This window comes from Pseudomonadota bacterium, from assembly GCA_018823285.1.
Lineage (GTDB): Bacteria > Desulfobacterota > Desulfobulbia > Desulfobulbales > JAGXFP01 > JAHJIQ01.
The window spans coordinates 21,066-46,941 of record JAHJIQ010000016.1 but is presented as its reverse complement, the minus strand read 5'-3'; the positions used below and the strand labels follow the sequence as shown (position 1 = coordinate 46,941).

At 47.6% G+C, this 25,876-nt stretch carries 32 protein-coding genes and 2 tRNA genes; 25 read left to right on the top strand and 9 right to left on the bottom strand.

Annotated features, from left to right (window positions below; genetic code table 11):
* Positions 1-19: 19 nt before the first annotated feature.
* The 9 genes from KKG35_05155 to KKG35_05115 all read left to right on the top strand — a co-directional run bounded on the left by KKG35_05155 (position 20) and on the right by KKG35_05115 (position 6,679).
* On the top strand, positions 20-1,180 hold the full coding sequence (locus tag KKG35_05155; GenBank protein ID MBU1737507.1) for an LL-diaminopimelate aminotransferase: 1,161 nt from the start codon (positions 20-22) through the stop codon (positions 1,178-1,180).
* Positions 1,180-1,719 (top strand): 2-amino-4-hydroxy-6-hydroxymethyldihydropteridine diphosphokinase, encoded by a 540-nt coding sequence (folK, locus tag KKG35_05150; protein MBU1737506.1) that lies wholly within the window; start codon positions 1,180-1,182, stop codon positions 1,717-1,719. Before KKG35_05155 ends, folK begins: the two co-directional genes overlap by 1 nt.
* The gene (locus KKG35_05145) at positions 1,716-1,982 is read left to right on the top strand and encodes a TRASH domain protein (protein MBU1737505.1); all 267 of its coding nucleotides are present in this window, start codon (positions 1,716-1,718) and stop codon (positions 1,980-1,982) included. The genes folK and KKG35_05145 overlap by 4 nt, the downstream gene beginning before the upstream one ends.
* On the top strand, positions 1,979-2,617 hold the full coding sequence (fsa, locus tag KKG35_05140) for a fructose-6-phosphate aldolase (protein ID MBU1737504.1): 639 nt from the start codon (positions 1,979-1,981) through the stop codon (positions 2,615-2,617). The genes KKG35_05145 and fsa overlap by 4 nt, the downstream gene beginning before the upstream one ends.
* Before the next feature lie 60 nt (positions 2,618-2,677).
* Complete coding sequence (locus KKG35_05135; GenBank protein MBU1737503.1) at positions 2,678-3,325, top strand: lytic transglycosylase domain-containing protein; 648 nt, start codon at positions 2,678-2,680, stop codon at positions 3,323-3,325.
* A gap of 281 nt (positions 3,326-3,606) precedes the next feature.
* Positions 3,607-3,693, top strand: a tRNA-Leu gene (locus tag KKG35_05130).
* A gap of 86 nt (positions 3,694-3,779) precedes the next feature.
* A complete protein-coding gene (locus tag KKG35_05125) occupies positions 3,780-5,030 on the top strand; it encodes a nucleoside:proton symporter (GenBank protein MBU1737502.1) in 1,251 nt (416 codons plus the stop codon).
* Between the two features lie 13 nt (positions 5,031-5,043).
* Entirely contained in the window at positions 5,044-5,358 is a 315-nt protein-coding gene (locus tag KKG35_05120) for a Smr/MutS family protein (protein ID MBU1737501.1), read from the top strand.
* 4 nt (positions 5,359-5,362) lie between these two features.
* On the top strand, positions 5,363-6,679 hold the full coding sequence (locus KKG35_05115; protein MBU1737500.1) for an amidohydrolase: 1,317 nt from the start codon (positions 5,363-5,365) through the stop codon (positions 6,677-6,679).
* Here KKG35_05115 and KKG35_05110 read toward each other — a convergent pair.
* From KKG35_05110 to KKG35_05100, 3 genes are read right to left on the bottom strand one after another with little or no spacing between them, the layout of a single operon-like run.
* Positions 6,663-7,217, bottom strand: a complete 555-nt coding sequence (locus tag KKG35_05110; protein ID MBU1737499.1) for a DedA family protein — start codon at positions 7,215-7,217, stop codon at positions 6,663-6,665. The two genes, KKG35_05115 and KKG35_05110, sit on opposite strands and share 17 nt — an antisense overlap.
* Before the next feature lie 56 nt (positions 7,218-7,273).
* Positions 7,274-7,918: a protein-L-isoaspartate(D-aspartate) O-methyltransferase gene (locus KKG35_05105; protein ID MBU1737498.1), complete on the bottom strand. Its 645-nt coding sequence runs from the start codon at positions 7,916-7,918 to the stop codon at positions 7,274-7,276.
* Complete coding sequence (locus KKG35_05100; GenBank protein MBU1737497.1) at positions 7,915-8,301, bottom strand: hypothetical protein; 387 nt, start codon at positions 8,299-8,301, stop codon at positions 7,915-7,917. The genes KKG35_05105 and KKG35_05100 overlap by 4 nt, the downstream gene beginning before the upstream one ends.
* A gap of 560 nt (positions 8,302-8,861) precedes the next feature.
* Here KKG35_05100 and KKG35_05095 point away from each other — a divergent pair.
* The 15 genes from KKG35_05095 (at position 8,862) to rimO (ending at position 20,638) form a co-directional block, all read left to right on the top strand.
* Positions 8,862-9,995, top strand: a complete 1,134-nt coding sequence (locus KKG35_05095; GenBank protein ID MBU1737496.1) for a hypothetical protein — start codon at positions 8,862-8,864, stop codon at positions 9,993-9,995.
* A 79-nt stretch (positions 9,996-10,074) separates the two neighbouring features.
* Positions 10,075-10,150, top strand: a tRNA-Phe gene (locus KKG35_05090).
* Positions 10,151-10,751: 601 nt separating this feature from the next.
* Complete coding sequence (locus tag KKG35_05085) at positions 10,752-11,546, top strand: AAA family ATPase (GenBank protein ID MBU1737495.1); 795 nt, start codon at positions 10,752-10,754, stop codon at positions 11,544-11,546.
* A gap of 3 nt (positions 11,547-11,549) precedes the next feature.
* Positions 11,550-12,452: a ParB/RepB/Spo0J family partition protein gene (locus KKG35_05080; GenBank protein ID MBU1737494.1), complete on the top strand. Its 903-nt coding sequence runs from the start codon at positions 11,550-11,552 to the stop codon at positions 12,450-12,452.
* A 73-nt stretch (positions 12,453-12,525) separates the two neighbouring features.
* Positions 12,526-13,311, top strand: coding sequence for a dihydroorotate dehydrogenase electron transfer subunit (locus KKG35_05075; protein MBU1737493.1), 786 nt, complete (start codon positions 12,526-12,528; stop codon positions 13,309-13,311).
* Complete coding sequence (locus KKG35_05070) at positions 13,302-14,219, top strand: dihydroorotate dehydrogenase (protein MBU1737492.1); 918 nt, start codon at positions 13,302-13,304, stop codon at positions 14,217-14,219. The genes KKG35_05075 and KKG35_05070 overlap by 10 nt, the downstream gene beginning before the upstream one ends.
* 11 nt (positions 14,220-14,230) lie before the next feature.
* On the top strand, positions 14,231-14,482 hold the full coding sequence (locus tag KKG35_05065; protein MBU1737491.1) for a DUF1232 domain-containing protein: 252 nt from the start codon (positions 14,231-14,233) through the stop codon (positions 14,480-14,482).
* Between the two features lie 15 nt (positions 14,483-14,497).
* The gene (locus KKG35_05060) at positions 14,498-15,169 is read left to right on the top strand and encodes an HAD hydrolase-like protein (protein ID MBU1737490.1); all 672 of its coding nucleotides are present in this window, start codon (positions 14,498-14,500) and stop codon (positions 15,167-15,169) included.
* A 143-nt stretch (positions 15,170-15,312) separates the two neighbouring features.
* Positions 15,313-16,602 carry a glutamate-1-semialdehyde 2,1-aminomutase gene (hemL, locus tag KKG35_05055; protein ID MBU1737489.1) on the top strand — a complete coding sequence of 430 codons (1,290 nt, stop codon included), beginning with the start codon at positions 15,313-15,315 and terminating at the stop codon, positions 16,600-16,602.
* A gap of 96 nt (positions 16,603-16,698) precedes the next feature.
* Positions 16,699-16,926 (top strand): AtpZ/AtpI family protein, encoded by a 228-nt coding sequence (locus tag KKG35_05050; protein ID MBU1737488.1) that lies wholly within the window; start codon positions 16,699-16,701, stop codon positions 16,924-16,926.
* Entirely contained in the window at positions 16,839-17,318 is a 480-nt protein-coding gene (locus KKG35_05045) for an ATP synthase subunit I (GenBank protein ID MBU1737487.1), read from the top strand. Before KKG35_05050 ends, KKG35_05045 begins: the two co-directional genes overlap by 88 nt.
* Before the next feature lie 6 nt (positions 17,319-17,324).
* Positions 17,325-18,047, top strand: coding sequence for a F0F1 ATP synthase subunit A (gene atpB, locus KKG35_05040; protein MBU1737486.1), 723 nt, complete (start codon positions 17,325-17,327; stop codon positions 18,045-18,047).
* Between the two features lie 84 nt (positions 18,048-18,131).
* Positions 18,132-18,473, top strand: a complete 342-nt coding sequence (atpE, locus tag KKG35_05035; protein MBU1737485.1) for an ATP synthase F0 subunit C — start codon at positions 18,132-18,134, stop codon at positions 18,471-18,473.
* A 16-nt stretch (positions 18,474-18,489) separates the two neighbouring features.
* Positions 18,490-19,284, top strand: coding sequence for a nucleoside phosphorylase (locus KKG35_05030; protein ID MBU1737484.1), 795 nt, complete (start codon positions 18,490-18,492; stop codon positions 19,282-19,284).
* Position 19,285: 1 nt separating this feature from the next.
* Positions 19,286-20,638 (top strand): 30S ribosomal protein S12 methylthiotransferase RimO, encoded by a 1,353-nt coding sequence (gene rimO / locus KKG35_05025; GenBank protein MBU1737483.1) that lies wholly within the window; start codon positions 19,286-19,288, stop codon positions 20,636-20,638.
* Positions 20,639-20,655: 17 nt separating this feature from the next.
* Here rimO and KKG35_05020 read toward each other — a convergent pair whose 3' ends face one another.
* From KKG35_05020 to KKG35_05000, 5 genes are all read right to left on the bottom strand, one after another.
* Positions 20,656-20,937, bottom strand: coding sequence for an integration host factor subunit beta (locus KKG35_05020; protein ID MBU1737482.1), 282 nt, complete (start codon positions 20,935-20,937; stop codon positions 20,656-20,658).
* 212 nt (positions 20,938-21,149) lie between these two features.
* Positions 21,150-21,857 (bottom strand): rRNA pseudouridine synthase, encoded by a 708-nt coding sequence (locus KKG35_05015; GenBank protein ID MBU1737481.1) that lies wholly within the window; start codon positions 21,855-21,857, stop codon positions 21,150-21,152.
* Between the two features lie 18 nt (positions 21,858-21,875).
* Positions 21,876-22,316 (bottom strand): hypothetical protein, encoded by a 441-nt coding sequence (locus KKG35_05010; GenBank protein ID MBU1737480.1) that lies wholly within the window; start codon positions 22,314-22,316, stop codon positions 21,876-21,878.
* 119 nt (positions 22,317-22,435) lie between these two features.
* A complete protein-coding gene (locus KKG35_05005; protein ID MBU1737479.1) occupies positions 22,436-24,205 on the bottom strand; it encodes a UbiD family decarboxylase in 1,770 nt (589 codons plus the stop codon).
* Between the two features lie 61 nt (positions 24,206-24,266).
* The gene (locus KKG35_05000; protein ID MBU1737478.1) at positions 24,267-24,536 is read right to left on the bottom strand and encodes a hypothetical protein; all 270 of its coding nucleotides are present in this window, start codon (positions 24,534-24,536) and stop codon (positions 24,267-24,269) included.
* 100 nt (positions 24,537-24,636) lie between these two features.
* Here KKG35_05000 and KKG35_04995 point away from each other — a divergent pair, with 100 nt between their 5' ends.
* The gene (locus KKG35_04995) at positions 24,637-25,368 is read left to right on the top strand and encodes a PilZ domain-containing protein (protein MBU1737477.1); all 732 of its coding nucleotides are present in this window, start codon (positions 24,637-24,639) and stop codon (positions 25,366-25,368) included.
* 102 nt (positions 25,369-25,470) lie between these two features.
* Here the strand turns inward: KKG35_04995 and KKG35_04990 are convergent, their stop codons facing one another.
* Positions 25,471-25,866 (bottom strand): secondary thiamine-phosphate synthase enzyme YjbQ, encoded by a 396-nt coding sequence (locus KKG35_04990; protein MBU1737476.1) that lies wholly within the window; start codon positions 25,864-25,866, stop codon positions 25,471-25,473.
* Between the last annotated feature and the right edge of the window lie 10 nt (positions 25,867-25,876).

Below are 25,876 nucleotides of genomic sequence, written 5' to 3'. Positions count from 1 at the left end.
TCAAAAACAAATGATCACGATAGAAAAAGCAGACAGACTGAAGCAGCTCCCGCCGTATCTTTTTGCCGAACTGGACAGAAAAAAAGATGCCGTCAAAGCAAGAGGGGTTGACGTTATCGATCTTGGCGTCGGTGACCCCGACTTGCCCACCCCGGACCACATTATCAGCAAGCTGGCCGAGGCGGCAAAGATTCCAGCATATCACCGATACCCGAGTTATTCCGGGATGAACAGGTTCAGGGAGGCGGTCAGTGCCTGGTACAACAAACGTTGCGGTATAAAGCTTGATCCGGTCAAGGAAGTGGTTTCACTCATCGGCTCCAAGGAAGGAATCGCTCATATCCCTCTGGCTTTTATCAACCCGGGAGATGTTGTTCTGGTTCCCAGTCCGGCGTATCCGGTCTACAAGATCGCGACCCTGTTTGCCGGTGGAGTCCCTTATGAGATGCCTCTGCGCAAGGAGAACGGTTTTCTCCCTGATCTCGATGCGATCCCCGCCGACGTTTTGACAAAGGCCAAAATGATGTTCCTGAATTACCCGAATAATCCGACAGCCGCTGTCGCCACCCGGGAATTCTTCGAAAAAGTCGTTGCCTTTGCCAATGCCCACAACATCATGATCTGCCATGATTTCGCCTATTCGGAAATGTCCTTTGACGGCTATGTTCCTCTGAGCTTCCTGGAAATACCCGGGGCCATGGAGGTCGGAATCGAGTTTCACTCCCTGTCAAAAACCTACAACATGACCGGCTGGCGTATCGGCTGGGCTGCAGGGAATGCCTCAATTATCGGCGGGCTCGGACAGATCAAGAGCAATATCGATTCCGGGATCTTTGAGGCAATCCAGGTGGCAGGAATTGAAGCCATGCGCGATGATGCGTCATGGCTTGCCAGGATGCAGACAATCTACACCGAGCGAAGAGACGTTGTCTTAAACGGGCTGGCCAAATTGGGATTGAAGGCAGAATGCCCCAAGGCCACCTTCTATGTCTGGGTCGAAACTCCGAAAGGGTATGACTCTGCCGGAACTGTCGCGCACCTGCTGGAAAACGCGGGCATCGTGACCACCCCGGGCAACGGTTTCGGGGGACCTGGAGAAGGATATTTTCGCATCGCTCTCACTGTTTCAAAAGAAAGACTGCAGGAAGCCATCGACCGTATCCGGGAAATCGGCTTCTGATGTCGCTGGTTTTTATCGCCCTGGGTTCCAACATTGGGGATGGACGCCAGTATCTTGAAAAGGCCTGGAAGCTACTAGGCAATGTCAAAGGAATAACCCCTCTGACTCTTTCTGCCCCATACATGTCAAAACCGGTCAGAAAAACTGATCTCCATGTCGAGTGCCAGGACTTTTCTGAACAATGGTTTACGAATGCTGTCGGGGCCATTGAGACAAACCTTGATCCGCAGACGTTGCTTGAGGCAACCATGGGTATAGAGAACACACTCGGCCGGAATCGGGAGTTGACCGTTGACAGAACCATTGATCTGGATCTTTTGTATTACGATGATCTGGTCATTGCAGAAGAAAGACTCATTCTTCCCCACCCGGAAATGCACAAGAGACATTTTGTTCTTGCTCCACTTGCAGACATCGCGCCGGACCACCGGCATCCGGCATTGCATCTTTCCTCCTCTGCGATGCTACGCGCGCTTCCTTTTGCCGGCAGAGACGTGATCTACAGGACTGCCTGGGAAAAAGAGGTGACTCCCAAATGACCCCGATCAGGATAGTCATACTCACCCTGCTTTTTTATATTCTTTACCGGTTGCTGACCGGTAGCAGGAAAAAAGGTGTTGCCTCAAAGCCCCGAGGCGGAGAGCTTCCGGCCCAGGATGTTCTGGTCGAAGATCCTGTCTGCCACACTTATATACCAATGAAACAGGCCGTTACCGAAAAGTTCGGTGCCACGGTCCATTATTTTTGCAGTCAAGAATGCCGTAAAAAATATACCGCTACTCAACAAGGAGATCAAAAATGAAGTTTTTTATCGATACTGCCAATATAGATGAGATCAAACAGGCTGTTGATATGGGGATGGTTGACGGAGTGACTACCAATCCAACCCTGATTGCCAGGGAAGGAAGGGTCTTTGAGGAGGTTTTAAAAGAGATCTGCTCGATTGTTGACGGTCCGATCAGCGCCGAGGTAGTCAGTCTTGATGCCGTCGGCATGGTCGCAGAAGGCAAGAAGCTTGCCAAAATAAATGACAACATTGTGATCAAGGTCCCGATGACCACCGACGGTTTGAAAGCGGTCCGGTTGTTTGCCGCCGAAGGGATCCGGACCAACGTCACCCTGGTCTTCTCCGCATCTCAAGCGCTTCTGGCAGCAAAAGCCGGCGCTGCCTATATCAGTCCTTTTGTCGGCAGACTCGACGATATCTCCTTGAACGGAATGGATCTGATCAGCGATATCATGGCCATCAATGACAATTACGGCTTCACCAGCGAAGTCATCGTCGCCAGTATCAGAAACCCGGTACATGTCGTGGAATCGGCCCTGATCGGCGCTGATATTGCAACCATTCCTTTCAAGGTTATCGCCCAGTTGGCAAAGCACCCGCTCACCGACATCGGAATTGAAAATTTTCTTGCCGACTGGAAAAAAAGATAAACCATATCAATATGCATATAGTATAATCAAATTATGATGAACAGAGCCGTTGTTATTACGATGTTAATCGTACTTGCAACTCTCCTGACAGCACTCACTGCCCATGCCACCATCTACACCTTTGTAGATGACAATGGAGTAGTTCACTTTTCAAACATTCCTGACGATCCAAAGTTTGAACCCGTTGTCAGGCTTCGACCCAAGCTTTCCGCATTTACCCGGACCGGCCAGGTTATGATTCCCGGCCGATCCGGAGACTGGGAACCCAACCCTGATTCCTATGATCAGCTGATACGGAGTGCCGCAAGTCGGCATCACGTTGACCCCAGGCTTGTGAAAGCACTTATCCGGGCAGAATCCAATTTCGACTATCTGGCCGTATCACGGAAAGGCGCTCTTGGACTGATGCAGTTGATGCCGCTTACTGCCGATGACATGCAGGTTCTTGATCCTTTCGATCCCAAGCAGAATATTTATGGTGGCACGAGATACTTACGAAAAATGCTGGGAATGTTCAATGGCAACCTGAGGATGTCCCTGGCAGCCTACAATGCAGGACCTGGCACAGTAAGCAGGCTTGGGAGAGTCCCGAAATACCGGGAGACCCTGGACTATGTTCAGAAAGTCCAGTACTTCTATCGTGAATATAAATCCAATTCCTCACCATCCAAAAGATGGGCAAAATACTTTTACGATCGCACCAGTTAATGAGCCACCTCCCCTGACAGTGACCGCTCACCTTCCAAACAAGCACGTATTATCCTCTTGCCGACAAGGTTCTTGTTGCAGTTGCCATGACCTCTGTCGGCCTTACCCTATGGTCAGGATTTGATTATTTCTACAAATTTCAAAAATTGTTCCTGGTTTCTCCCCACCAGGCGAAACAATCAAATGCAGGACGACCCGGATTACACCCAAATGCTTTTCCTTGACATCCCTTATCAAACTCTTCTATATTCCTTGCCTGTACTCTACGCTTCCAGAATAATGCCGGAGTGGTGAAACTGGTAGACGCACGGGACTCAAAATCCCGCGGGGGCAACTCCATGTCGGTTCGATTCCGACCTCCGGCACCATACTTTTTTATTAAAAAGGGCTCAGGTCTTGCCTCAGGCTTGATCCGGGCTCTTGTTGTTTAAACGGAAAAAAACCGGCTCCTGACATGCCTTCCCTGCAAAGCTTCTTCGGACTCATTGTCCTTACCCTTAGCTGCTGGCTGATCAGTGAAAACCGGCAAAAGGTGCGGTTCGGTGATGCACTTATCGGTTTAACCCTCCAGATCCTGCTGGCCGTCATTCTTCTTAAACTTCCTTTCAGTCTCAAGCTTTTCGAACTCTTAAACAAAATAGTCACCTCATTGCAGGAGGCAACAAATGCAGGATCCTCTTTTGTCTTCGGCTATCTTGGTGGAGGGGCACTGCCCTTTATTGAAAAACAACCGGGGTCAAGTTTCATATTGGCCTTTCAGGCTTTGCCACTCATTCTGGTGATCAGCGCCCTCTCTTCCCTGCTTTTTTACTGGAAGATTCTCCCGGCAATTGTTGGGATTTTTTCCGGAATCCTGCAGAAAACTCTCCGTATAGGAGGAGCTCTGGGAGTTGGAGCTGCGGCTAACATCTTTATCGGAATGATCGAAGCGCCTCTATTGATCCGCCCGTACCTCCAAACAATGACCAGAAGCGAATTGTTTACTCTCATGACATGTGGGATGGCTACCATTGCCGGAACAGTCATGGTTCTTTATGCAACCATCCTTCAGGACATCATTCCAGGAGGCGCCATGGGGCACATACTGGTTGCCTCAATCATCAGCGCCCCTGCTGCAATCACCGTTTCCCGGATTATTATCCCCAATAGCGGAAACCTTACTGCCGGGAAACCCTCACAGCCCATTCAAGTTTCAAGCTCGATGGATGCGATCACCACCGGGACTGCCAGCGGGGTGCATCTTCTCATTCATGTTCTGGCAATGCTTGTGGTTCTTGTGGCACTGGTTCATCTGCTCAACCAGATTCTCGGATTTTTACCCGACATTTCCGGCTCACCCCTTTCTCTTCAGAGAATGCTTGGAACATTCATGGCACCAGTGACCTGGCTGATCGGGATACCATGGAATGAAGCAAGAACTGCCGGTTCGCTGATGGGCATTAAAACTATCCTGAACGAATTTCTTGCCTATCTCGAACTAGCGAACCTATCCCCCGGTACCCTGCAGCCAAGAAGTATTCTGATCATGACCTATGCAATGTGCGGCTTCGCCAACTTCGGCAGTCTGGGCATAATGATCGGGGGGATGGTAAGCATGGCGCCCGAACGACGACAAGATATCGTTTCTCTCAGCATGAAATCTCTCCTTGCCGGGACTATTGCCACCTGTATGACCGGCGCTGTTGTTGGTATTTTAACTCCTTGAAATCATAACCTTTATGCAATTGAATGATTCCGACCCAGTAGAAATTGAAATTGACGGCGTCCTTGACCTCCATACCTTCCAACCCCGGGATGCAAAAGACGTCGTAATCGACTATCTTGAAGCCTGCCACGAGCAAGGCATCAATCAGATCCGGATCATTCATGGTAAAGGAACAGGAACCCTTCGCGATCTGGTACATCTTACTCTTGAAAAACTTGAGATCGTTCAAGCATACAAACTTGCCGGAGAAGATGGTGGGTCCTGGGGAGCAACGATAGTCGATCTGAATATATCAACCTCGCCGACAGGAATCATCACCAGGGAATAAATTCATGGATCTTGACCTTATCATCAGCAACTGTCGGACCCTGCCGCAAAATAACACTTCCCCTGCTGACAACTCATTATGCTATGTCGCATTAAAGCAGGACAGGATCTTTTCCAACGGACCCATGGCAGAATTGGACAGCAGGTGGCAGGCTAAGCGGGTCATCGATGCTGGGGGTGCTCTCGTTATGCCGGGTTTGATCAACGCCCACAACCACTGCGCAATGACCCTTTTCCGAGGTCTTGCCGACGATCTTCCCCTTACAGACTGGCTGCAGAATCACATATTCCCTGCAGAGGCAAGATTTGTATCGCCGGAAATGGTTTACTGGTGTTCACGTCTGGCCGCTGCAGAAATGATCATGAGCGGTACCACTACAGTTGCCGACGGCTATTTTTTTGAAAGTGATGCCGCTAGGGCGTTCAGTGATGCAGGTCTGCGGTCCGTCGCAGCCCAGGGAGTGATTGACTTTCCTTCCCCGGACGCTCCAAACCCACTCGAGAACATCACTGTAGCCGCCGATTATATAAGGAGCTGGCAGGGCCACGATCTCATCACTCCGGCGATCTTTTGTCATTCCCCCTATACCTGCAGCGCCACGACGATAATTAAAGCCAAAGAGCTCGCCCGTGATACCGGTTGCCGACTGTTTATCCACGTGTCTGAAACAGAGGCTGAAGTGATTCAGTCCAGAAAACAGCATTCTGCAAGTCCGGTCCGTTTTCTTGCAGATCTTGACATCCTCGATCAGGATACCGTCTGCGTCCATTGCGTCTGGCTGAACAACAATGATATACAACTCATCGCTGAAAGCGGTGCCTCGATCGTTACCTGTCCGGAAAGCAATATGAAACTCGGGTCCGGCATTGCTCCGGTCGCAAAATTTATTGCCGCCGGGATACGAGTCGGCCTGGGAACAGACGGCGCAGCCAGCAATAACAATCTTGATCTTTTTGCGGAAATTGATTCAGCGGCAAAGCTACATAAGGCGGTGAGCCATGAGCCGACAGTGCTTCCTGCTGCCAGGGTTATTGATATGGCAACCAGAGATGGGGCAAACCTTCTCGGCCTGAATGATACAGGCATCCTCACTGCGGGAATGAAGGGTGATCTGATCATCGTTGATCTCGATAAACCCCATCTTACCCCACAGTACGATCTCGCTTCCCTGATGGTTTATGCTGCATCCGGCTCAGACGTCGTCACCTCGATAATCAACGGTCGGATCGTTATGGAGGATAGGGTTTTCCCGGATACTGATCTGCATCAGATCATGAATATTGTCCAAGAAATGGCAACAAAGGTCACAACAGCCATTTGACCGCAGCAAACCCCAGGACCAGCAAAACAAGGAAGATAATCGTCAGAATATTCAGGTATCGTTCTATGAACGATCGTATGGGGGCACCGAAAAAATAAATCAGACCCGCTACCATGGCAAACCTGGCTGAACGGGCAAAAAAAGAGACAATCACAAAGGTTGAAAAATCTATCCTGAAAGCGCCGGCGGTTATGGTAAAAAGTTTATATGGCAGAGGCGTGAAACCTGCAGCACCTACCGCCCAGGCATCATATTTCTGATAAAGCCCCTGAACCAGCTCATACTTGCCCCCCAGCCCATAAATTTCAATAATTCTCGCCCCCACCAGATCCATAAACCAGAAACCCAGTGCATACCCCAGTATTCCGCCCAGGACAGAACCAGCTGTACATATCGCTCCGTACCTGAAAGAACGTTCCGGAGAACTGATACAGAGAGCCATCAAAAACACATCAGGGGGGATGGGAAAAAAAGAAGACTCTGCCACCGCAACCAGAAACAGGACCCATACCCCATATGGCGTCTTGAGCCAATCCATGGTCCAGTCGTAAAGCCGTCTCAACGGGCCCCGGTTTCCTCCAGACACTATCCCCTTCACATCTGCCATCCCTGGGCTCCTATTAGACTGACAAAACGCACATGCTCCCCGGGATGAACAAAGACCTCACCCTTTTCTTTTTTAACCAGCATCAATTGCTGGCTCACCCTGTCACCGACCGGTATGACCATTATCCCCGGATCACCCAGCTGGGCTATAAGTGCCTCGGGAATATCCGGTCCACCGGCAGTCACAATAACAGCATCATACGGGGCATGCTGCGACCAGCCCATAGTACCGTCGGCAACCCGACACAAGGTATTAAAACACAATGCCTTGTCAAGATTGATTCTGGCACGGGCCAAAAGCTTCTTAATTCTCTCCACGGAATAGACCCTGTCGCACAACTGTGAAAGAACAGCCGTCTGATATCCGCATCCTGTACCGATTTCCAGGACCCTCTCAGTTCCTTTCAATTCAAGCATCTGAGTCATCAAGGCGACGATATAGGGTTGGGAAATTGTCTGCCCTTCACCTATCGGCAAGGGGAAATCCCCGTAGGCCTGTGCCTGCAGCGCATCCTCAACAAAAAGATGCCGAGGAACCGAGCCCATGGCACTCAAAACGCGCTGGTCACAGATATTGCGGACCAGAAGCTGTTCTTGCACCATTCTCTCTCTGGCTTTACTGAAATCCTTCACTCTGGAACTTGCAAACCCTTATCTACACTGAACTGATTATATTCCTGTTCATTCAAATTGCGGTAATAACAGGTCCTGACCTGATCACCCGTAAACGTTACGGTTACCACCTCATAATCCACACTTCCAAGGGATTTACCAAAAAAAGGCATTTTACGCAGAAAACTTTTCCTGATTGTACGATACGTCCATATCTCTACTTTATCACTGTTCACCCACTGACTGTCCGGCTGACCCAGAAATGCAATGACTTCCTGCCGCGTGGTGCTTTCCGGAACTACAAGACAAACATCTGACGACAGGTGCCTCACTTTCACACCCGTAGAACAGCCCAGCACAAGCAATAAAATAAATAAATTCACGCACAAAGTTTTATAGTCCAAAACAGTCCTCGTTAATTGAAAAGAGTATGGGGAAGAATCAAAGCAACCCTAATATGCAGAGGGAGTGAAGGGTGAACGGATCCGCTTCAATCAGCCTGCAAACTTTATCAAAGTTACATATATTCGAAATGAAAGTGCAAAGCGATACTAATCATAAATGTTTTATAAACAGGGGGGCAACCTTGCTGAGTCTTTTTCTTTATTATATAAATAACTGAAAAAATTAGGAAATTAGTTGAAATTTTATTGAATTACATATACTTAGATAATATAAGATATAAAAAAACCTAGTAAAATCGGCTAGTTTGAACGTGTTTATTCGGATTACCTGCATCATCAGAGACTTGCTGTATTTAACAAATATTTATGTAAATTCAATGGGTTAACGACCCGGGGGATCGAAAATGCGTTGTCCGAAATGTAGTTTCATTTCCTTTGATGATCTCAATTCATGTGCCAAGTGCACTCACGATCTTTCACTCATCGCTGCAGAATTACAGGGGTCCTGTACCGATACAACTGCAGGTTTTTTTCTGGCACCTGTTATCCAGACTCCCGACATGGCCGATGACGAAAGTTTTTCTGATTCTCAAGTGCTTCCTCCGATAAGTCACGAGCACATTAATTTTGATGAAACCCGTTCCGGGAGCTTTCCCTCCCCAATTGCCGGAGCTGATGACTCACTCATCATGTCCATGGATGACAGCTTTGAAATTAGCAGTGATGAAGATGTCTCCATCGAACTCGGAGAGATCATGCCCATTGATCTTTCACAACTCGATTCAACCCAGGTTCTTGACAACTCGGAACTTGACGACACCGAAAGCATCTCTTTTGACGACGGAGAACTGGAACTTGACCTTACCGACAGTTTCGGCACTGACCTTGATGATGCAGATGAAAGCGTCGGTCTCGACCTCTCCGAAACTCCTCACCTGGATGACACAGGCCTTGATCTTGACATTGCTGAAGATGGCGAAGAGCAGTTTGAATTAAGTGATATCGACCTGGATAACACCATCGATGATGCTGACATTGATCTTGATGAAGAAGACACTGAAACTTCTGAAGAGCTTGATTTATCTGATGTTTCAATAGAAGATACCAGCCTTGATCTGGACTCAGAGGCACTAGATCTCAGTGATGATGATACTCCCGGTGAAGCAGCACATTCAGAAGGAGTTTCTGTAGAAGATCTAACCGACGAATTCCCGGCCTTAGAGACCGACGATGACGATCTGGAGCTCGGAGATGAACTTGTAGCCGAACTCACTGCTGATGATCAGGAGATTGATGACTCCGATGTCGAAATAGAAGATCTGACTGGAGAATTTCCTGCCATCGACATGGATAGCCCAGAAGATGACGCCCCTGCCCTTTCCCTTGAAGACATAGACGTCTCCGATCTTGTTGACGACAGCGGAGCTGATAATATTGAACTTGAAGCAGAAAACATTGACGAAGAAGTTGACCTCTCATCATTGATGGACTCAGTCCCCTCTGATCTTGATGTCGAATCATCCGACGACCTTGATCTTGACATGCTTGATGATCAAGACCTTGAAGATGTTAACGACGGGCCAATGATCCAGATAGCCGCTGCAGATGGAGATGACCAGGAAGGTATTCCGGAAATAGAGTTACTCATGGATGAGGAAGACGATGACGACACCCCTCCAGATCTTCCAGCATAAAAATCTCTCAAAATCGCCTTCAATCAGGAAAAACCTTGACAACCCCATCTGCTTTTAATAATGTACCGCCCACGATTTTGCCGAGATAGCTCAGTCGGTAGAGCAACGGACTGAAAATCCGTGTGTCCCTGGTTCGATTCCTGGTCTCGGCACCATACATAATAAAAAAAACCGACAGACCCCATCAACTGGCCTGTCGGTTTTTTTATTTCACCAACCTCGCCCCCCTCTCCCGCAGAAAAGTGTTTCACGTGAAACGCCTCTTTTATCCATTGCCTTCCGATAAACAACAATTTCCAAACACCACCACGCACCCTGAAAGTCGCCAGCATGAAAGGTGGACATTTTGCATTTTGTTTCAAAACACTCACACAATCTAATCTTTTTAATGCATACGGCCGCCATAGAGAAAAAAACAATTCACCAAAGGAAAACATAAAAATCTCACTTGTAAAAAAATGCCCGGCCCTTGAGCAAAGATTGCCGAGGTGAAACATATTGTCGGGGCGCAATTTGCCAACCTAATTTGTCGCACAGGGCTTGAGCAAAACCTTTATCAAGTTAAAAAATACACAAACAATGTTTCACGTGAAACATTATAGGCAAAAATATCGTCCGAAAACAGGTTATTAGTTTGCTTGATCTTGAGAATGCTGTAAAAAGAATATAGTAATGAACCAGTAAAAAGCCTAAGCGCAAAAACCCCTTCTCCACTCTTCTCTTTGAACATAAAGGAATAATCCTAAAAGGCATTTTATGAAAAAAAACAATGGTGGGAAAATAATCGCTTTAGCAAACCAAAAGGGCGGGGTCGGCAAAACAACTACAGCCATAAACCTTTCCGCAGCCCTGGCATCACTTGGACAAAAAGTCCTTCTTGTAGACTCTGACCCCCAAGGAAATGCCTCAAGTGGGCTAGGGATTAACGCAAAAGAAAAAGAGCACCATCTCTACCATTGCTTTCTCGGAGAGACCGACCCGAGAAATACAATATGTACAATAGCCGAAAATGAAAATTTACATATCATTCCAACTCATATTGATCTAATCGGGGTTGAAATTGAATTGATATCTTCACCACAAAGAGAGCAGTACCTCGCCAAAGCTCTTAAGCCACTGGCAGCATCATATGATTTCATATTTATTGACTGCCCCCCTTCCCTCGGCCTACTAACCTTGAATGCACTTACTGCATCTGATTCGGTTATCATTCCAATGCAATGCGAGTATTTCGCCCTTGAGGGTCTCAGCCAGCTTGTCAGAACAATTCGCTTGGTGAAAAACTCTTACAACTCAAGGCTGGTTATAGAAGGATTATTACTTACGATGTTTGATCGTCGCAACAGGCTGACTTTTCAAGTGGCCAAGGAAATTCGTGACCATTTCAAGGAGCGCGCATACGACACGGTCATACCCAGGAATGTCAAATTAAGCGAAAGTCCCAGTCATGGTAAACCTGTTACCATGTATGACCCTGACTCTGCAGGGGCGGTTAGCTATATGAATCTTGGCAAGGAGTTTTTGAAAAAAGTAAAAACAGGGGGAAACTGAAAAATGGTAAAACATTCTGCTTTAGGAAAAGGACTGAACGCGCTTCTCCCTTCAGATGGCAACGATAATATCAATGACACCGCAACCGGAACTCTGATTTCATGCGCCATTGACAGGATTGTTCCCAATCCATATCAACCTCGAAAGGAAATGGACCAGGAGGCTCTGCGGCAGCTTGCCGATTCCATAAAAGAAAAAGGAGTTCTCCAGCCATTAATAGTAAGAAAGAAAGATGATGGCGACTATGAGTTGGTTGCTGGTGAAAGACGACTCCAGGCAGCCACCATTGCCGGTCTTGAAAAAGTACCCGTGATTATCAGGGAAATTGAACATTCAGATCGACTTGAACTGGCAATTATTGAAAACATCCAAAGGCAGGATCTTTCACCACTTGATGAGGCGGAAGCTTACCAGCGCCTGATGAGCGAGTTCGGGGAAACGCAGGAGTCAGTCGCAAAAAAAGTCGGGAAGCAGAGGTCAACAATAGCCAACGCCCTCAGGTTATTGCAACTCCCTGAATTTGCAAAATCAGAACTTGCGTCAGGGAGAATTTCATCGGGACATGCCCGAGTCCTTCTTTCTTGTCCGGATGAACACACAATGCGCTCTCTGTGTGAAGAAATTCTCAGTAACGGACTTTCTGTCAGACAGGCAGAAGCTTTAGCGAGAAAACTAAAACCAGGTATTCAGCGAAAGAACCTGAACCAAAATTCTGCAAAATCCTCAGAAGATCTAATCCCTGAATCATACTGTAAAGCACTGGAAAATGATCTCGTCAGACATCTTGACACCAAAAGTCGCATTATCCAGAATGGCAGTAGAGGGAAGGTGGAAATTGAATACTTCTCCATGGATGATCTGGAAAGACTTGTCAGTCTAATTACGGGCAATCAGACAATTTCCTGAGCAATTGTCTGGCTGAAAACCACTCTCTGAAGAATAACCATCTACTCCAGGCCCATTCGTGTCATCATACAATATTAAGGGTGAAATACTCCGCAACGAGGCAATCACTAAGGATATATGCCGTCTGACTATTTCGGCACCTGAGATTGCCACCAGTGCCCTTCCAGGCCAATTTTTAATGGTCAAATCCTCGGATAAAAACAACCCCTTATTGCGCCGTCCATTTTCAATCCATCAGACAACTTCCGCTGATCGAATCCAGATACTTTTTAAGAAAATTGGGAAAGGAACACGTTTCCTGGCCAACAAAAAGCAGGGTGATGAATTAGATATTATTGGCCCTCTTGGAAAGGGATTTTCCATACCTGATAAGCCGACAAATATATGCCTCGTTGGTGGCGGAATGGGAGTTGCCCCACTTTTCTTTCTCGCCAAACGGCTCAGCCGGCAATCTGAATTATTCCCGGAAATCAAGGTGCTGCTTGGGGCCGCCAAAGCGGTGGATCTTACCATTATCAGCAAAGATTTCGAAACACTTGGTATCAAACCAGTGTGCGCGACCGATGATGGCAGTATAGGTTATCACGGACTAGTTACAGACCTTTTGCTTACCGAGCTGGACACATCGAAAAAATGGTCTGTCTTCACCTGCGGGCCTCATCCCATGATGCATACTGTAGTCAAACACTCAACATCTTCGGCGTGGTCCTGCCAGGTCTCTCTTGAAACATTAATGGCATGCGGCATCTCTGCCTGTCTTGGTTGCGCGGTAAAAAGCAGCGGAAATAATGACAGACAGTATCTCCATGTCTGCAAAGATGGCCCGGTATTTGATTCAGGAGCAATCTCATGGAAATAAATAATCTGAAAGTAGATGTTGGCGGTATTAAATTACAAAATCCGGTACTCACTGCATCAGGAACATTCGGTTATGGGAGTGAGTTTTCAGACTATGTCAACCTGCACAGGCTTGGCGGAATCATCGTGAAGGGCATTTCCATGGAACCGAGAGCAGGAAACCCTCCTCCCAGAATTGTCGAAACAAGCTCAGGGATGCTCAATGCTATTGGACTGGAAAACGTTGGGGCGGAAAAATTCAAATCCGAGAAAATGCCCTTCTTGCGAGAAACCGGTGCTTCGATCATTGTAAATATTCTTGGTGACACGGTTGATGAGTACCGGGAACTGGCCTGCTTTCTGAACGATGTTGACGGATTATCAGGCATTGAAGTGAATATTTCCTGTCCCAACGTTAAAAAAGGCGGCGTTGCATTTGGCACTGATCCGGTCATGGTAAAAGAAGTAACAGCGGCGGTCAAAAAAAGCACAGATCTTCCTGTAATCATTAAACTTTCTCCTAATGTCACCGATATCACTAATACTGCCAAAGCGGCTGAAGAGAGCGGAGCTGACGCTGTTTCCCTGATCAATACCCTGATAGGAATGGCCATTGACCACCGGAGTCGAAAACCAAAACTAGCAAACATCATCGGTGGTCTTTCAGGACCGGCGATTAAACCTATTGCCTTAAGAATGGTCTGGCAGGTGGCAAAAACTGTGAAGATTCCGGTTATTGGCATAGGCGGAATCATGTGTGCAGAAGATGCAATCGAATTTCTGATCGCCGGAGCAACTGCTGTTCAGGTTGGCACTGCAAACTTTGTTAACCCAGGAACCTGCGAAGAAATAATTGCCGGCATCTCACAGTATATTGAGGATATGAATTATTCAAATGTGAGTGAACTGATCGGTTCCCTGGAAATATAGTTGCCCTGTTCATGTTATCGACTCCAGGAAAGATATTATATCTGCTTAAACTTATTTTTGCTCACCGATCCTCTTGGTACAGCAAGCTGCTCGTATTACTGGGGGTCGTTTATCTGCTGTTCCCTGCCGACTTGATTCTCGACACCTTGCCTTTTCTCGGTCTACTTGATGACCTGAGTTTCCTCTCACTCTTCACCTGGCTTGCCTACCTTTTTATGCCGTTAGAACTTAAACAAATTCTGCGTAGCCGTTTTAACAGATAAAATCAGAGTGAATCAATGATTCAAAACGAGTTGAACACCTTTTGGCAAAACATAGATCATGTGTTCCTGGACATGGATGGCACTCTACTGGACAAGCATTTTGATGATTACTTCTGGGAGCATTTTGTCCCGGAGCGATTTGCTGAAAAAGAAGGTATATCTGTTATCCAGGCAAGAAAATTACTACTGCAGAAATACAAAAATTGTGAAGGAACTCTCGCCTGGACCGATCTTGATTTCTGGTCAACCGAACTCGATTTGGATATTCCGGCACTCAAAATCAAAGTAGACCACCTGATCTGCGTCCACCCATATGTTATTGATTTTATGTTGTTTTGTCGGAAAGTTGGCAAAACTGTAACCATGGTCACAAATGCCCACAGTAAAACCCTGGCTATTAAAATGAACAAAACCGCGCTCAGCGGCTACTTTGATCAGATCATTTGCTCGCAAGAGGTTGGGCTGGCCAAAGAAGATCCCTTGTTCTGGAAACTGCTACACAAACACGTTGTCTATGACCCTGCGAGAACACTTCTGGCTGATGACACGGAAAAGGTGCTGATATCAGCTGAAATTTACGGTATCATTTCACTCATATATGTTGCACGACCAAGCAGTAAATCTCTCCCGAAGAAATCAAAACGCTTTAAATCAATTATATTTTTTAACGAATTGATACCAGAATAGCCTTATTCCCAATTGGGAACATACCGATAATATTCCCCCTAAACTTTGACATAAATTCATAGCCCATGCTATATTCGGTCTTTCAAAAATCGAAACTGAAAATCATACGACTGTTGAAGCTACATATCCAGGAGGCATAAAAGATGAACACAGATACATCAAAGAAAATGTTTACCAAGGCACAAACCCTAATCCCGGGGGGTGTAGACAGCCCGGTCAGGGCATGTAAATCGGTAGGTTGTGACCCAATATTTATTGACAAGGCTTCAGGCGCTAAAGTTTACGATGTTGACGGAAACAGCTACACGGATTTCATCGGTTCGTGGGGACCGATGATCTTGGGCCATAACCATCCGGCGGTAATTGAAGCAATCAGCAAGGCGATGGAAAAAGGAACCAGTTTCGGAGCCCCCTGCGCTCTGGAAATTGATCTGGCCGAGATGGTAATCGCAGCCGTTCCTTCCGTAGAAATGGTAAGGTTTGTCAGTTCGGGCACCGAAGCCACCATGAGCGCCATTAGACTTGCCCGCGGATTTACAGGCCGTAAAGTTATTGTTAAATTCAACGGCGGATATCACGGCCACGCTGACTCTTTTCTGGTAAAAGCAGGTTCAGGAGTTGTGACCCTCGGAATTCCCGGGAGCCCTGGTGTACCGGAAGACATCGTCAAAAACACCTTGTCAATCCCTTACAACAATCCAGATGAACTGGAAAGGACCCTGCGGAACAAGGATCTCGATATCGCCTGTGTGATCATCGAACCGATCGCCGGCAATATGGGCGTGGTCTCCCCTGCACCGGGATTTCTTCAAAAACTTCGTGACCTGACAGCGGAATTGGGAATCCTTCTCATCTTTGACGAAGTGATAACCGGGTTTCGGGCAAGCCTTGGTGGAGCACAGGCTAAATTCGGGATTACTCCTGACCTGACTTGTCTCGGAAAAATCATTGGCGGCGGATTGCCTGTGGGTGCATACGGAGGCAGAAAAGAAATTATGGATATGATCGCGCCAAACGGGCCTGTATATCAGGCTGGTACTTTATCAGGAAACCCCTTGGCAATGGCAGCCGGTAAAGCAACGCTTACCGAACTTGCCAAGCCTGGTTTTTATGAGGAGCTTGACAAGAAATCCCTCTCTTTCGGCACAGAACTTCTTAAAATTGCCAAAATTCATCTGGGTGACAATGTCTGCATGAACCAGGCCGGATCAGTGTTGACACTTTTCTTCACAGCAGGGCCGGTAACAGATTTCGATACCGCCATGAAATCAGATACCGACCGGTACGGACTTTACTATCGCGAGATGCTTGCCGCTGGTATTTACCTGGCTCCAGCACAATTTGAAGGAATGTTCATTTCAGCTGCCCACTCAAAACAAGACCTTGAAATTACACTGGAAAAGGCTGAATCCGTATTCAGAAAAATGAAGTAATGACTCTAAAACCGTTGACTTTGATTTGGAGCCATGCTAAAAAATGAACCGTTATTCAGTCCATGGTATAGATGATGGCTGATAGAAAGGCAGCCAATGTCAGGTAACAGAAAGGAAATCATGAAGCTGTTGGCCGACTTCAGCACCATCGGCATGACAGTTGCCTTTTCAATCTTCATCGGCGTCGGATTTGGTTATTACCTTGACCATAAGGTGTTTGACGGTCGGACTTCACCATGGCTGACTTTGATCTTTCTGGGCTTCGGAGTAGCGGCAGCATTTCTGAATCTCTACAGAATGGCCACCAGAAAAGATTTGAAATGAATGAGAAGGAAGGCGATTCGGCACTGCAGAGCATTCAGCTCATAAGCTGGAGTATTCTGGCGATAATGACAGCGGCAAGTTTTCCGTTGTTTGGTTTTCAAATCACCCGCTCGATTTTTCTGGGTGGAATTCTTGCCAACGTCAGCTTCTGGTTTCTACAGCGAGACCTGACCAGGTTGTTACAAGGTCCTCTGAATGCGGTAAAAAGCAGGTTTCTGATAAAATATTATTTACGACTGACGGTCCTTGCCCTCCTCCTGTATTTTCTTATCAGTGAAGGACTGGTGCATTTTATCGGACTGTTGTTCGGACTATCGACTGTCCTCGTGAGTATTATAACACTGGCAGTAAATGTATTAAAAAAGACAATTCATACCAGGGAGGCATCATAAATAAAGATGGAACATCCGATATTATTCATATCAGTTATCCTGGAAGCACTCCACTTGCCGGTGCCACACGGTCCCGTCGGTGATACGGTTCTGTCAAAACTCGTTTCACCGCACATGACCTACACCTGGCTCGTAATGATCTTTCTGATCGTCATGCCAAAACTTACCATCGGTAAACTGGAAATGATCCCCGGTAAAGGACAGAATTTCTGGGAGGCCATTATCAGCGGAATGGAAGGATTCATGGCTGAAAACATGGGCAAGGAAGGCGCCAGAATGATGTTTCCAATGCTTGCAACCTTCGCTTTTTATATACTGGTTGCCAATCTGATAGGTCTGATGCCTGGCTTTATGTCACCTACCTCAAACCTGAATATTACTCTGGGGTGCACCCTCATCGTTTTCTGTACAACTCATATACTCGGATTCAAATTTCACGGCCTCAACTACTATAAACACTTTCTGGGTCCGGTCTGGTGGCTTATCCCGCTGATTGCTCCCATTGAGATTATCAGCCATCTGGCCCGTATCCTGTCACTTTCAATCCGGCTCTTCGGCAACATCATGGCCAAAGAGACTCTGCTGGGAATTCTGTTCATTCTGGCTGGCGCATATTTCGCGCCACTGCCAATTCTGTGTCTTGGTGTATTCGTTTCATTGGTCCAGGCATTGGTATTTGTGCTGTTGTCGATTCTTTACTTCTCGGCTTCAATGGAACACGCGCATTAATGAAATGATCTTTTGAAATTGCTTAAAAATTTGATTTGGAAAGAAGGCCAACTATTAAAAACTATACGAAGGAGTAACTGAAAGATGAAGAAATTAAGTGTAAGCTCTGTTCTGTCTGTACTCATGGTCATGGCCGCTGCCACTGTGGCAATGGCTTCTGAAGGTGGTTCAGCCGCTGCAGGTAACGTGAACATCGCCGTTATCTGTATTGCTGCCGCCCTTTCAGTTGGTGTTGCGGCTCTTGGTTGCGGTATCGGTATGGGTTCCGGTATCGGCGGTGCCTGCTCCGGTATCGCACGTAATCCTGAGGCTTCAGGAAAAATTACCGTTACCATGATCATCGGTCTCGCTCTGATCGAATCGCTGACCATTTACGGTCTGGTCATTTCTCTGATCCTGCTGTTCGCTAATCCGCTGCTTGGATAAGAACTGAAAAATCATATTGCCTTTTAAAGGCTGCAGGCTTGTCCTGCAGCCTTTTTTTGTTTATCTAATACCCATGACAGAAAAACCATTGATAAACCCTGTACGGGAGAAAAATGAACCCCTCCTGCCTGCTTCCGGCATAATATATATAAACCCCGGCGATATATACAGGATCTCGGCTATACTCGAAAACAGAAACGCCACTTCTCACTTCTTCTTCAACAGCAGATTGTATACCGTAGCAGATGACCACTCTGGTGCTTTTTTTGTGGCAGGTCCGGCAATTGGAGCACCAATGGCAGTCATGGCCCTGGAAAAACTGATCGCACTCGGCGCCAGAAAAGTTCTGGTCTATGGCTGGTGCGGTTCTCTCTGTAAGGACATTGAAATCGGCACACTTCTTCTGCCAACCTGGGGAATCCCAGGGGAAGGCACCTCAAGCTACTATCCGGGCAGAGAAAATCCTGCAAGCTCGGAGACTTTGAGAATGGATCTTGAGACATATTTCACCGCAAACGGGATATCATACTCATCAGGTCCGGTATGGAGTACGGATGGGGTTTACCGTGAAACAACGGACAAGCTTGCTGAATTATCAGCAAAGCAGATTATGGGAGTTGACATGGAGTTTACCGCTCTGGCAAGAGTTGCCGAGTTTAGGAATATTGATCTAGCTGCCGCTTTTCTTGTCTCTGATAATTTGTGGGGAGAAAAATGGGTCGCCGGCTTTCACCAAGAAGCTTTCAGAAAAATGAACAAACACATTTCTACAAAACTGCTTGATGCAGCTCAATTCTTGAATCAGGTGTGAGATGACGAAGAAGGTATTTATCCAGAGCCTCGGGTGTCCAAAAAATCTTGTGGATTCAGAGGTAATGACCGGCTGCCTGATGGAAGCAGGGTATGTCCTTACTGCTGATCCGGAAGGTGCTGATATCCTTCTGGTCAACACCTGCGGTTTCATCCAGCCTGCAGTAGAAGAAGGGATTGATGCAATTCTGGCCCTGACTGAAATCAAGAAGGGTGCGCCGCAGCAGAAACTGGTGGTGACCGGCTGCATGGTCCAGAGATACGGCAAAGAACTTAAAAAAGAGTTGCCGGAAGTGGATCTCTTCATAGGAGTTGATGGGTTCCCGAATATAGTCAGTGAGCTATCTGCACTTGGCGACCTTCAGGAGTCAGTCATGCAACTTCCAGCAACTGATTTTCTGATGAACAGCAATACCCCGCGGACTATATCCACCCCTTCACACCGGGCCTATCTCAAGGTGACAGAGGGGTGTTCAAATCGTTGTTCATACTGCCTGATCCCAAAAATTCGAGGCCCTCTACGCAGTAGAACATTAAGTGATCTGCTTGCCGAAGCGACTCTTCTCGAAAAAGGAGGAATTAAAGAGCTGACCCTGATTGCCCAAGACCTGACAGCCTATGGTCTGGATCTCGGCAAAGACAGGGAAGGACTGATTGATCTGCTTCGGGGTCTGCTCGACAAAACGTCCATTCCCTGGATCAGGTTGCTGTACCTTTACCCAATGCGAGTAAAGGATGAACTTCTCGATCTGGTGGCAGAAAATCCAAGGATCCTACCCTATTTTGACATACCACTGCAGCATATCAGCAACAAGATCCTGAAGGCCATGAACCGGCCGTATACCAGGCAAGATGCCGAAAAACTCATCAGCAAGGTGCGAAAGAAACTTCCCGATGCGGCTATTCGAACAACATTTATGGTGGGTTTTCCTGGCGAAAACAATGAAGATGTTACAGAGTTGATGAGTTTCATGGGCGAGCAGCATCTGCAAAATGTGGGTGTCTTCACCTACTCAAATGAAGAAGGTTGCGAAGCATCTGGATTTGCAAATCAATGCACTGAAAAAGAGAAAGAACAGCGAAAAGCTGAACTAATGGCGCTGCAAGCGGATATATCACTGTCTTTGAACCGGAAACTGGTCGGTACTATCCAGCCTGTCATTGTTGAAGGGATCAGCAGAGAAAGTGACTTGCTTATCGAGGGAAGAACAAAATATCAGGCCGCCGACATAGATGGCTGTGTCTACATAAACGCAGGTGTATGTCAGGCGGGTGATATTGCGGACGTCTTAATCACCGACGCCCACCATTATGATCTGGTGGGCGAAATAGTCTCCTCTACAGAAACAGGGTGAACAAAAGGACGGGCCTCTCAAACGCCTGTATTTACTTTTTCCTTCAATTCCTTGCCCACTTTGAAGAAAGGCAGTTTCTTCGGCGGGACCTTAATGCTGTCACCCGTTTTCGGATTGCGGCCGGTGTAAGATTCATACTCCTTGACCACAAAACTGCCGAACCCGCGAATCTCGATACTGTCGCCTACCGCCAATGCTTCAATCATGGTTTCGAGAATCGTGTTGGTGATCGGACTTGCCTCGCGAAGAGGCAGGTCTACCTCCTGTGCCAGCGCTTCGATCATTTGCGACTTGTTCATGTCTCCTTACCCTTATGAGTCCTTACCAAATATTTTACTCCCGTTGCCCAGTAAAGAATACAGGACAACAGAAAGTAACCAAATATCATCCGAAAAGTCTCCCGTCTCTTCGAACAACACCTAACTATTTGAAAAAACTTGGTATCTCCTGACAGAGATAATCTCCAATTTTTTACTATATACTTGTAAGTAATCGAATGTAAAGAGTTTTTTCAAATAAACAGTTTTCGGATGTCATTTTGGGTCAGCAGCCGGTACTTGCCCTCCGGAATATTCTCAAGCCACAAACCCCCATAAGCCACCCTTTTAAGCTCCTTGACCGGGTGACCGATCGCGGCAAAAATTTTCCGAACCTGTCGTTTCCGGCCCTCATGAATAACAATTCGGATCAGAGTTTCATGCGGGGTCTGATGAAGTACTTCAAGATCAGCAGGCCAGGTTTTTCTTCCTTCGAGCATGATGCCTCTCGCAAGGCGCTGCAGATCTTTTCCGGCAGGAACCCCCCTGACAAGTGCATCATAGGTTCTATTGATCTCGTTGCTCGGGTGTAGAAGCCGCTGGGCAAGGTCTCCATCGTTGGTTAGAAGAAGGGCTCCGGAAGTATCAAGATCAAGTCTGCCGACTGGGTACACCCTGGATTTAAGACCTTTGAGAAGTGTCGTTACGGTGGGTCGCCCCTGAGGATCACTCATGGTCGTGACAAAACCTCTGGGTTTGTGCAACAGGATACAGATTTTATCTGGAGATGAAAGAGGGTGGCCGTCAAACTCGATGTTCTGAAGGCCTGGATCAGCTTTGGTGCCGAGAGAGGTTACAACCTCTCCATCAACCGCAACCCGGCCGGAAAGGATATATTTTTCGGCCTGACGACGCGAACAAATACCTGCCGAGGCAAGGATCTTTTGCAGCCTCTCATTCATGGGACGTCAGGGAAAAAATCAGAAGGAATAATCACCACGCCGGAATTTAACCGTTTCAAGATAAGTAACTGTAGCAACACGATCAAGTAATATGGCCAGAGTGTCATCTTCAGAAAAATGACTCCGTATTTCAAGAAGGGCGAGAGTTTCTTCTTCAAGTGACGAAACGAATGGTTCAAGATCACGGGGAGAAAGAGTGGTGTCGGAAAGGGCGGCACTGTATTGTTCCAGATGCTCTATGGCTGATTCGGTCACCGCAAGGCCATCAAGACGTAGCGATGCCATCCCTTCTTCAGGCATCGGACTAATCGGGACAACACCGCTGACCGGATCAGCTGAAACAGGGGCATGGAGCTTGCTTTCCAGCAGAGACCTGAAGTCTATAGTACTCCCGGTATCCCCTGACTTTCCAGACCTTCCTCGGATCAGCTGCCCATGTTGCAGTTCATTAATTTTCATCTCAATTACCTGTGCTTGTTTATCTGTATTCATTCTATCTTTCGGCACAGGAAGCGTCAAGCATTAACAAATTCTGCGGAAAACGGCAGGCCGCCGACTCCAGCGTATCAAACACCCGCTCATCTCCATCTGGGAGGCATAATATCCAGAAACTTGGCATCGACTTTACTCCGGGTCGCGTCGTCAACCTCAAGAATATGCGGATACCACGGCTTCATCCGGCAATCAATGACCAGCGGTGGCTTGAGACCGACATGAAACCTGTTGACCGAAGAAGAAGCTGCATAAATATCCGCGGCAGGTTCAAAGCGGGTAAACAGGGTCCAGATGAACTCCTGGAGACTTGACGTTGCTGCCCGAGTACTGTCGACCAGCAGAACAAACGGCCAGTCGGCCAATGAATCATGCGCAGCAAGCCTTCCAGCAAGCTCAGGATCATATTTATAGCTGCCCCCCTGAACAACAAGGGTCCCCGGCAGATAGACTTCCGGATTACTGCAGCCTGAGGGCAATTCACCCGTGAATGATTGCGGCAAGGGCCGGAGTGGCTCCTTGCCAAGACCCATCAGCATTGCCTTTGAACCCTTATTAACCGAAGGCCCGGTGTAATCAAGGGTATCCTGGGAAACATTGGCAAAGACAAAAAGATCGGTCTGCCAGTTGACCCTCTCCAGCACATGAACCCAGAGTTTCGTGAAATCTCCAACATCCAGATCACCATCGGTCAGAATCAGAAACTTGGTTAGAGACAATTGGCCTTCCCCGAGGATCCGCAGGCCACTCGCAAACGCCTCCCGCGGGTAGCGATCATTGACCCGAGCTGCTGCCAGACAGTGAAAACCAGCCTCGCCGAAAGTCTTCAACTGCTTTACTCCGCTCATCACCAGAGGAAAAAGAGGCGACAGGAGATCCTGAAGGAAATCACCAATATAAAAATCTTCCTGTCTGGGCCGCCCGACAACAGTTGCAGGATAGATGGCATCCCGGCGATGATACAACCGGTCAACATGAAAAACAGGGTAGGGGTGCTGGAGAGAATTGTATCCGTAGTGATCCCCGAAAGGGCCTTCCGGCCTGCGCATATGTGGCGGCACAGTGCCTTTGGCGGCGAATTCAACAAAAGCAGGAATGGAATGCCCACCCAGCGGATCCTTGACCATGGGCAGCTTCTCCCCCATCAGAAGAGAAGCAAGCATCAGTTCAGGAATGTTCTCAGGCAAAGGGGCAATCGCCGCCATCATCAGGGCCGGGGGGCCGCCGATAAAGAGCGATACAGGCAGACTCTGATTTCTCTTTTCCGCTTCATGGTAGTGAAACCCGCCGCCTTTATGGATCTGCCAATGAATACCGGTGGTTTCATCATCAAAACGGTGAATCCGGTACATCCCGAGATTATGACCGCGCCCCTCGGGGTGCTCGGTATAAACAAGCGGCAGGGTGACAAAAGGACCACCATCGGTTTCCCAGGAGGTAAGCATCGGCAGCTCGGTAAGCCTTGGTGGAGACATTCTTGATTCCAGAATCGGAGCGTCTTTGACCGTTTTCAATCCTATCCTGGTCGCCTGCCGGATAATTGCCCGCATGGACCAGAGCTTGCCCAGAGAAGGAGAAAGATCTTCCATCGTCCGGACCAGATCGGCAACAAAATCAAGGGGGCGCCGGCCAAATGCAAGCTCCAGACGGCGCTTTGAACCGAACAGATTGGTGACGACCGGGAAACTGCTTCCGCGAACATTTTTGAAGAGTAACGCCGGTCCGTTCAGAGCAATGACCCGGCGATGAATTTCGGCGATTTCAAGATACGGGTCTACTGCAACCTCAACTTCAAGCAGTTCTCCTTCTTTACGGAGAACATCAAGGAACGCACGAAGATCTCTGATTGTTTTCATGCCCATATTGAATTCCCTCTACGTTTATCTATACAGATGTGGAAATTGTCTGCTATTATGGTCAAATACTATCCGCCAGAGGCCCTTTGTCGGCCAAAAACAGACGGTGATACTCTTTTTCTGAAAGATGTTTTTTCATCTGACCGGAAAGAAGGTCGACAATATCTATAATATCGGTATCATTCAGCCTGGGTAAAAGCACCGTGAGCAGCTCCCGATCTGCAAATCTGGTGATAAACATTTGCAGAGAGGCTTCATCAGTTTCCCGGTTGAAGCCAAATGCGATATCGGTTGCAGGAGTACTACCGGAAGCTTGAAGGTCATCGGTCATGACAGAGCCCCTTTAATTTCATGTAAATGTTGAAACTTGTGAATAAATCACAGGCGATATACTCAATTAATGCAGAGAGCGAAAACTGAACGTTTAGCAGATGGCCGATAACAAATCAAACATAATCATGATCGGCTGGGTCCAGGACGAACTGGGATACCAGAAAACCAGGTCCCGCAGGATTATCGAATACTCACTGCAACGACTCAAGGAAACACGAAGGTTTATCTCCCTGATCCGGAAGGACTATCAGTCAGGGAACACCGTTCTGGTAGATTTTGACAGCGAAAAGCTGATCATTGACCTGCCCGTTGACTGGCCTGCAAAAATCAGCGGCAAAATTGTGGTCAATTTCAGGGATGAGAGCAACCTGATGAACCACTATGCCGTTCAGATCCTTGCCAGAACAAAAGATTCCATCATTACCAGCTTTCCGGTCGAGCTGTTCAAGCTGCAGCGGCGAAATCATTTCCGGGTCGAGCTGCCCAGCGGAGTGATGGTCTCAATGACCCATCGGGGAGAAAATAAAAGCGGGTTTGCAGCAAAGGATATCAGCGGCAGCGGAATTATGATTTTCCGCAAGAGAGTCCAGGTGTTTGATGTCGGTGACAAATTGCAGAATATCTGTATCCGCGAAGGAAAAGAAAAATCCGGCTCACCTCCGGGTGATGAAAACTGTCTGAAAGTAAAAGATGCTGAGGTTGTCAGAATCGCCTTTGCCGAAGAGTTGAACCTCCATTATGCCGGAATCATGTTTTTCCCGGATAAAAAAGAAGAGGAAGCACTCCTTAAATATGTTCGCCAGCTGGAACTGGCACATCTCAGAAAATGACGACACCACCGAAAACCGGTCTGGTCGGATTTCTCTGTCGTAATCTCAAGCTGCATGACAACTCCAAGTGTTCTGATCACCCTGAGGTTCCGGTGGCCTCCATCAGAGAATCTTCCAGAAAATTTTCCGGGTCCTCGGCCCGTCGAACTCACAGAAAAATATCTTCTGCCAGGTGCCCAGCACCGGCTTGCCCTTTTCAATAATAACCATCACCGAACTTCCCATTAAGGAAGCCATGATATGGGCCGGAGAGTTTCCCTCCATATGTCGGTAAGGATAATTCATCGGTACGATCTTCTGCAGCGCTCCGACCATGTCGTCCTGAACATCCGGATCCGCCCCTTCGTTGATGGTGAGCCCCGCTGTTGTATGGGGATTGTAAATACAGCAGAGCCCGTCTGTAATCCCGGAACCCGAGATCGCTTGACTGATCTCGGCGGTGATATCAACAAATACCATTTGCGACGAGGTGCCGATATTGAATTTACCTGTTTGCATCCTGTGCCTC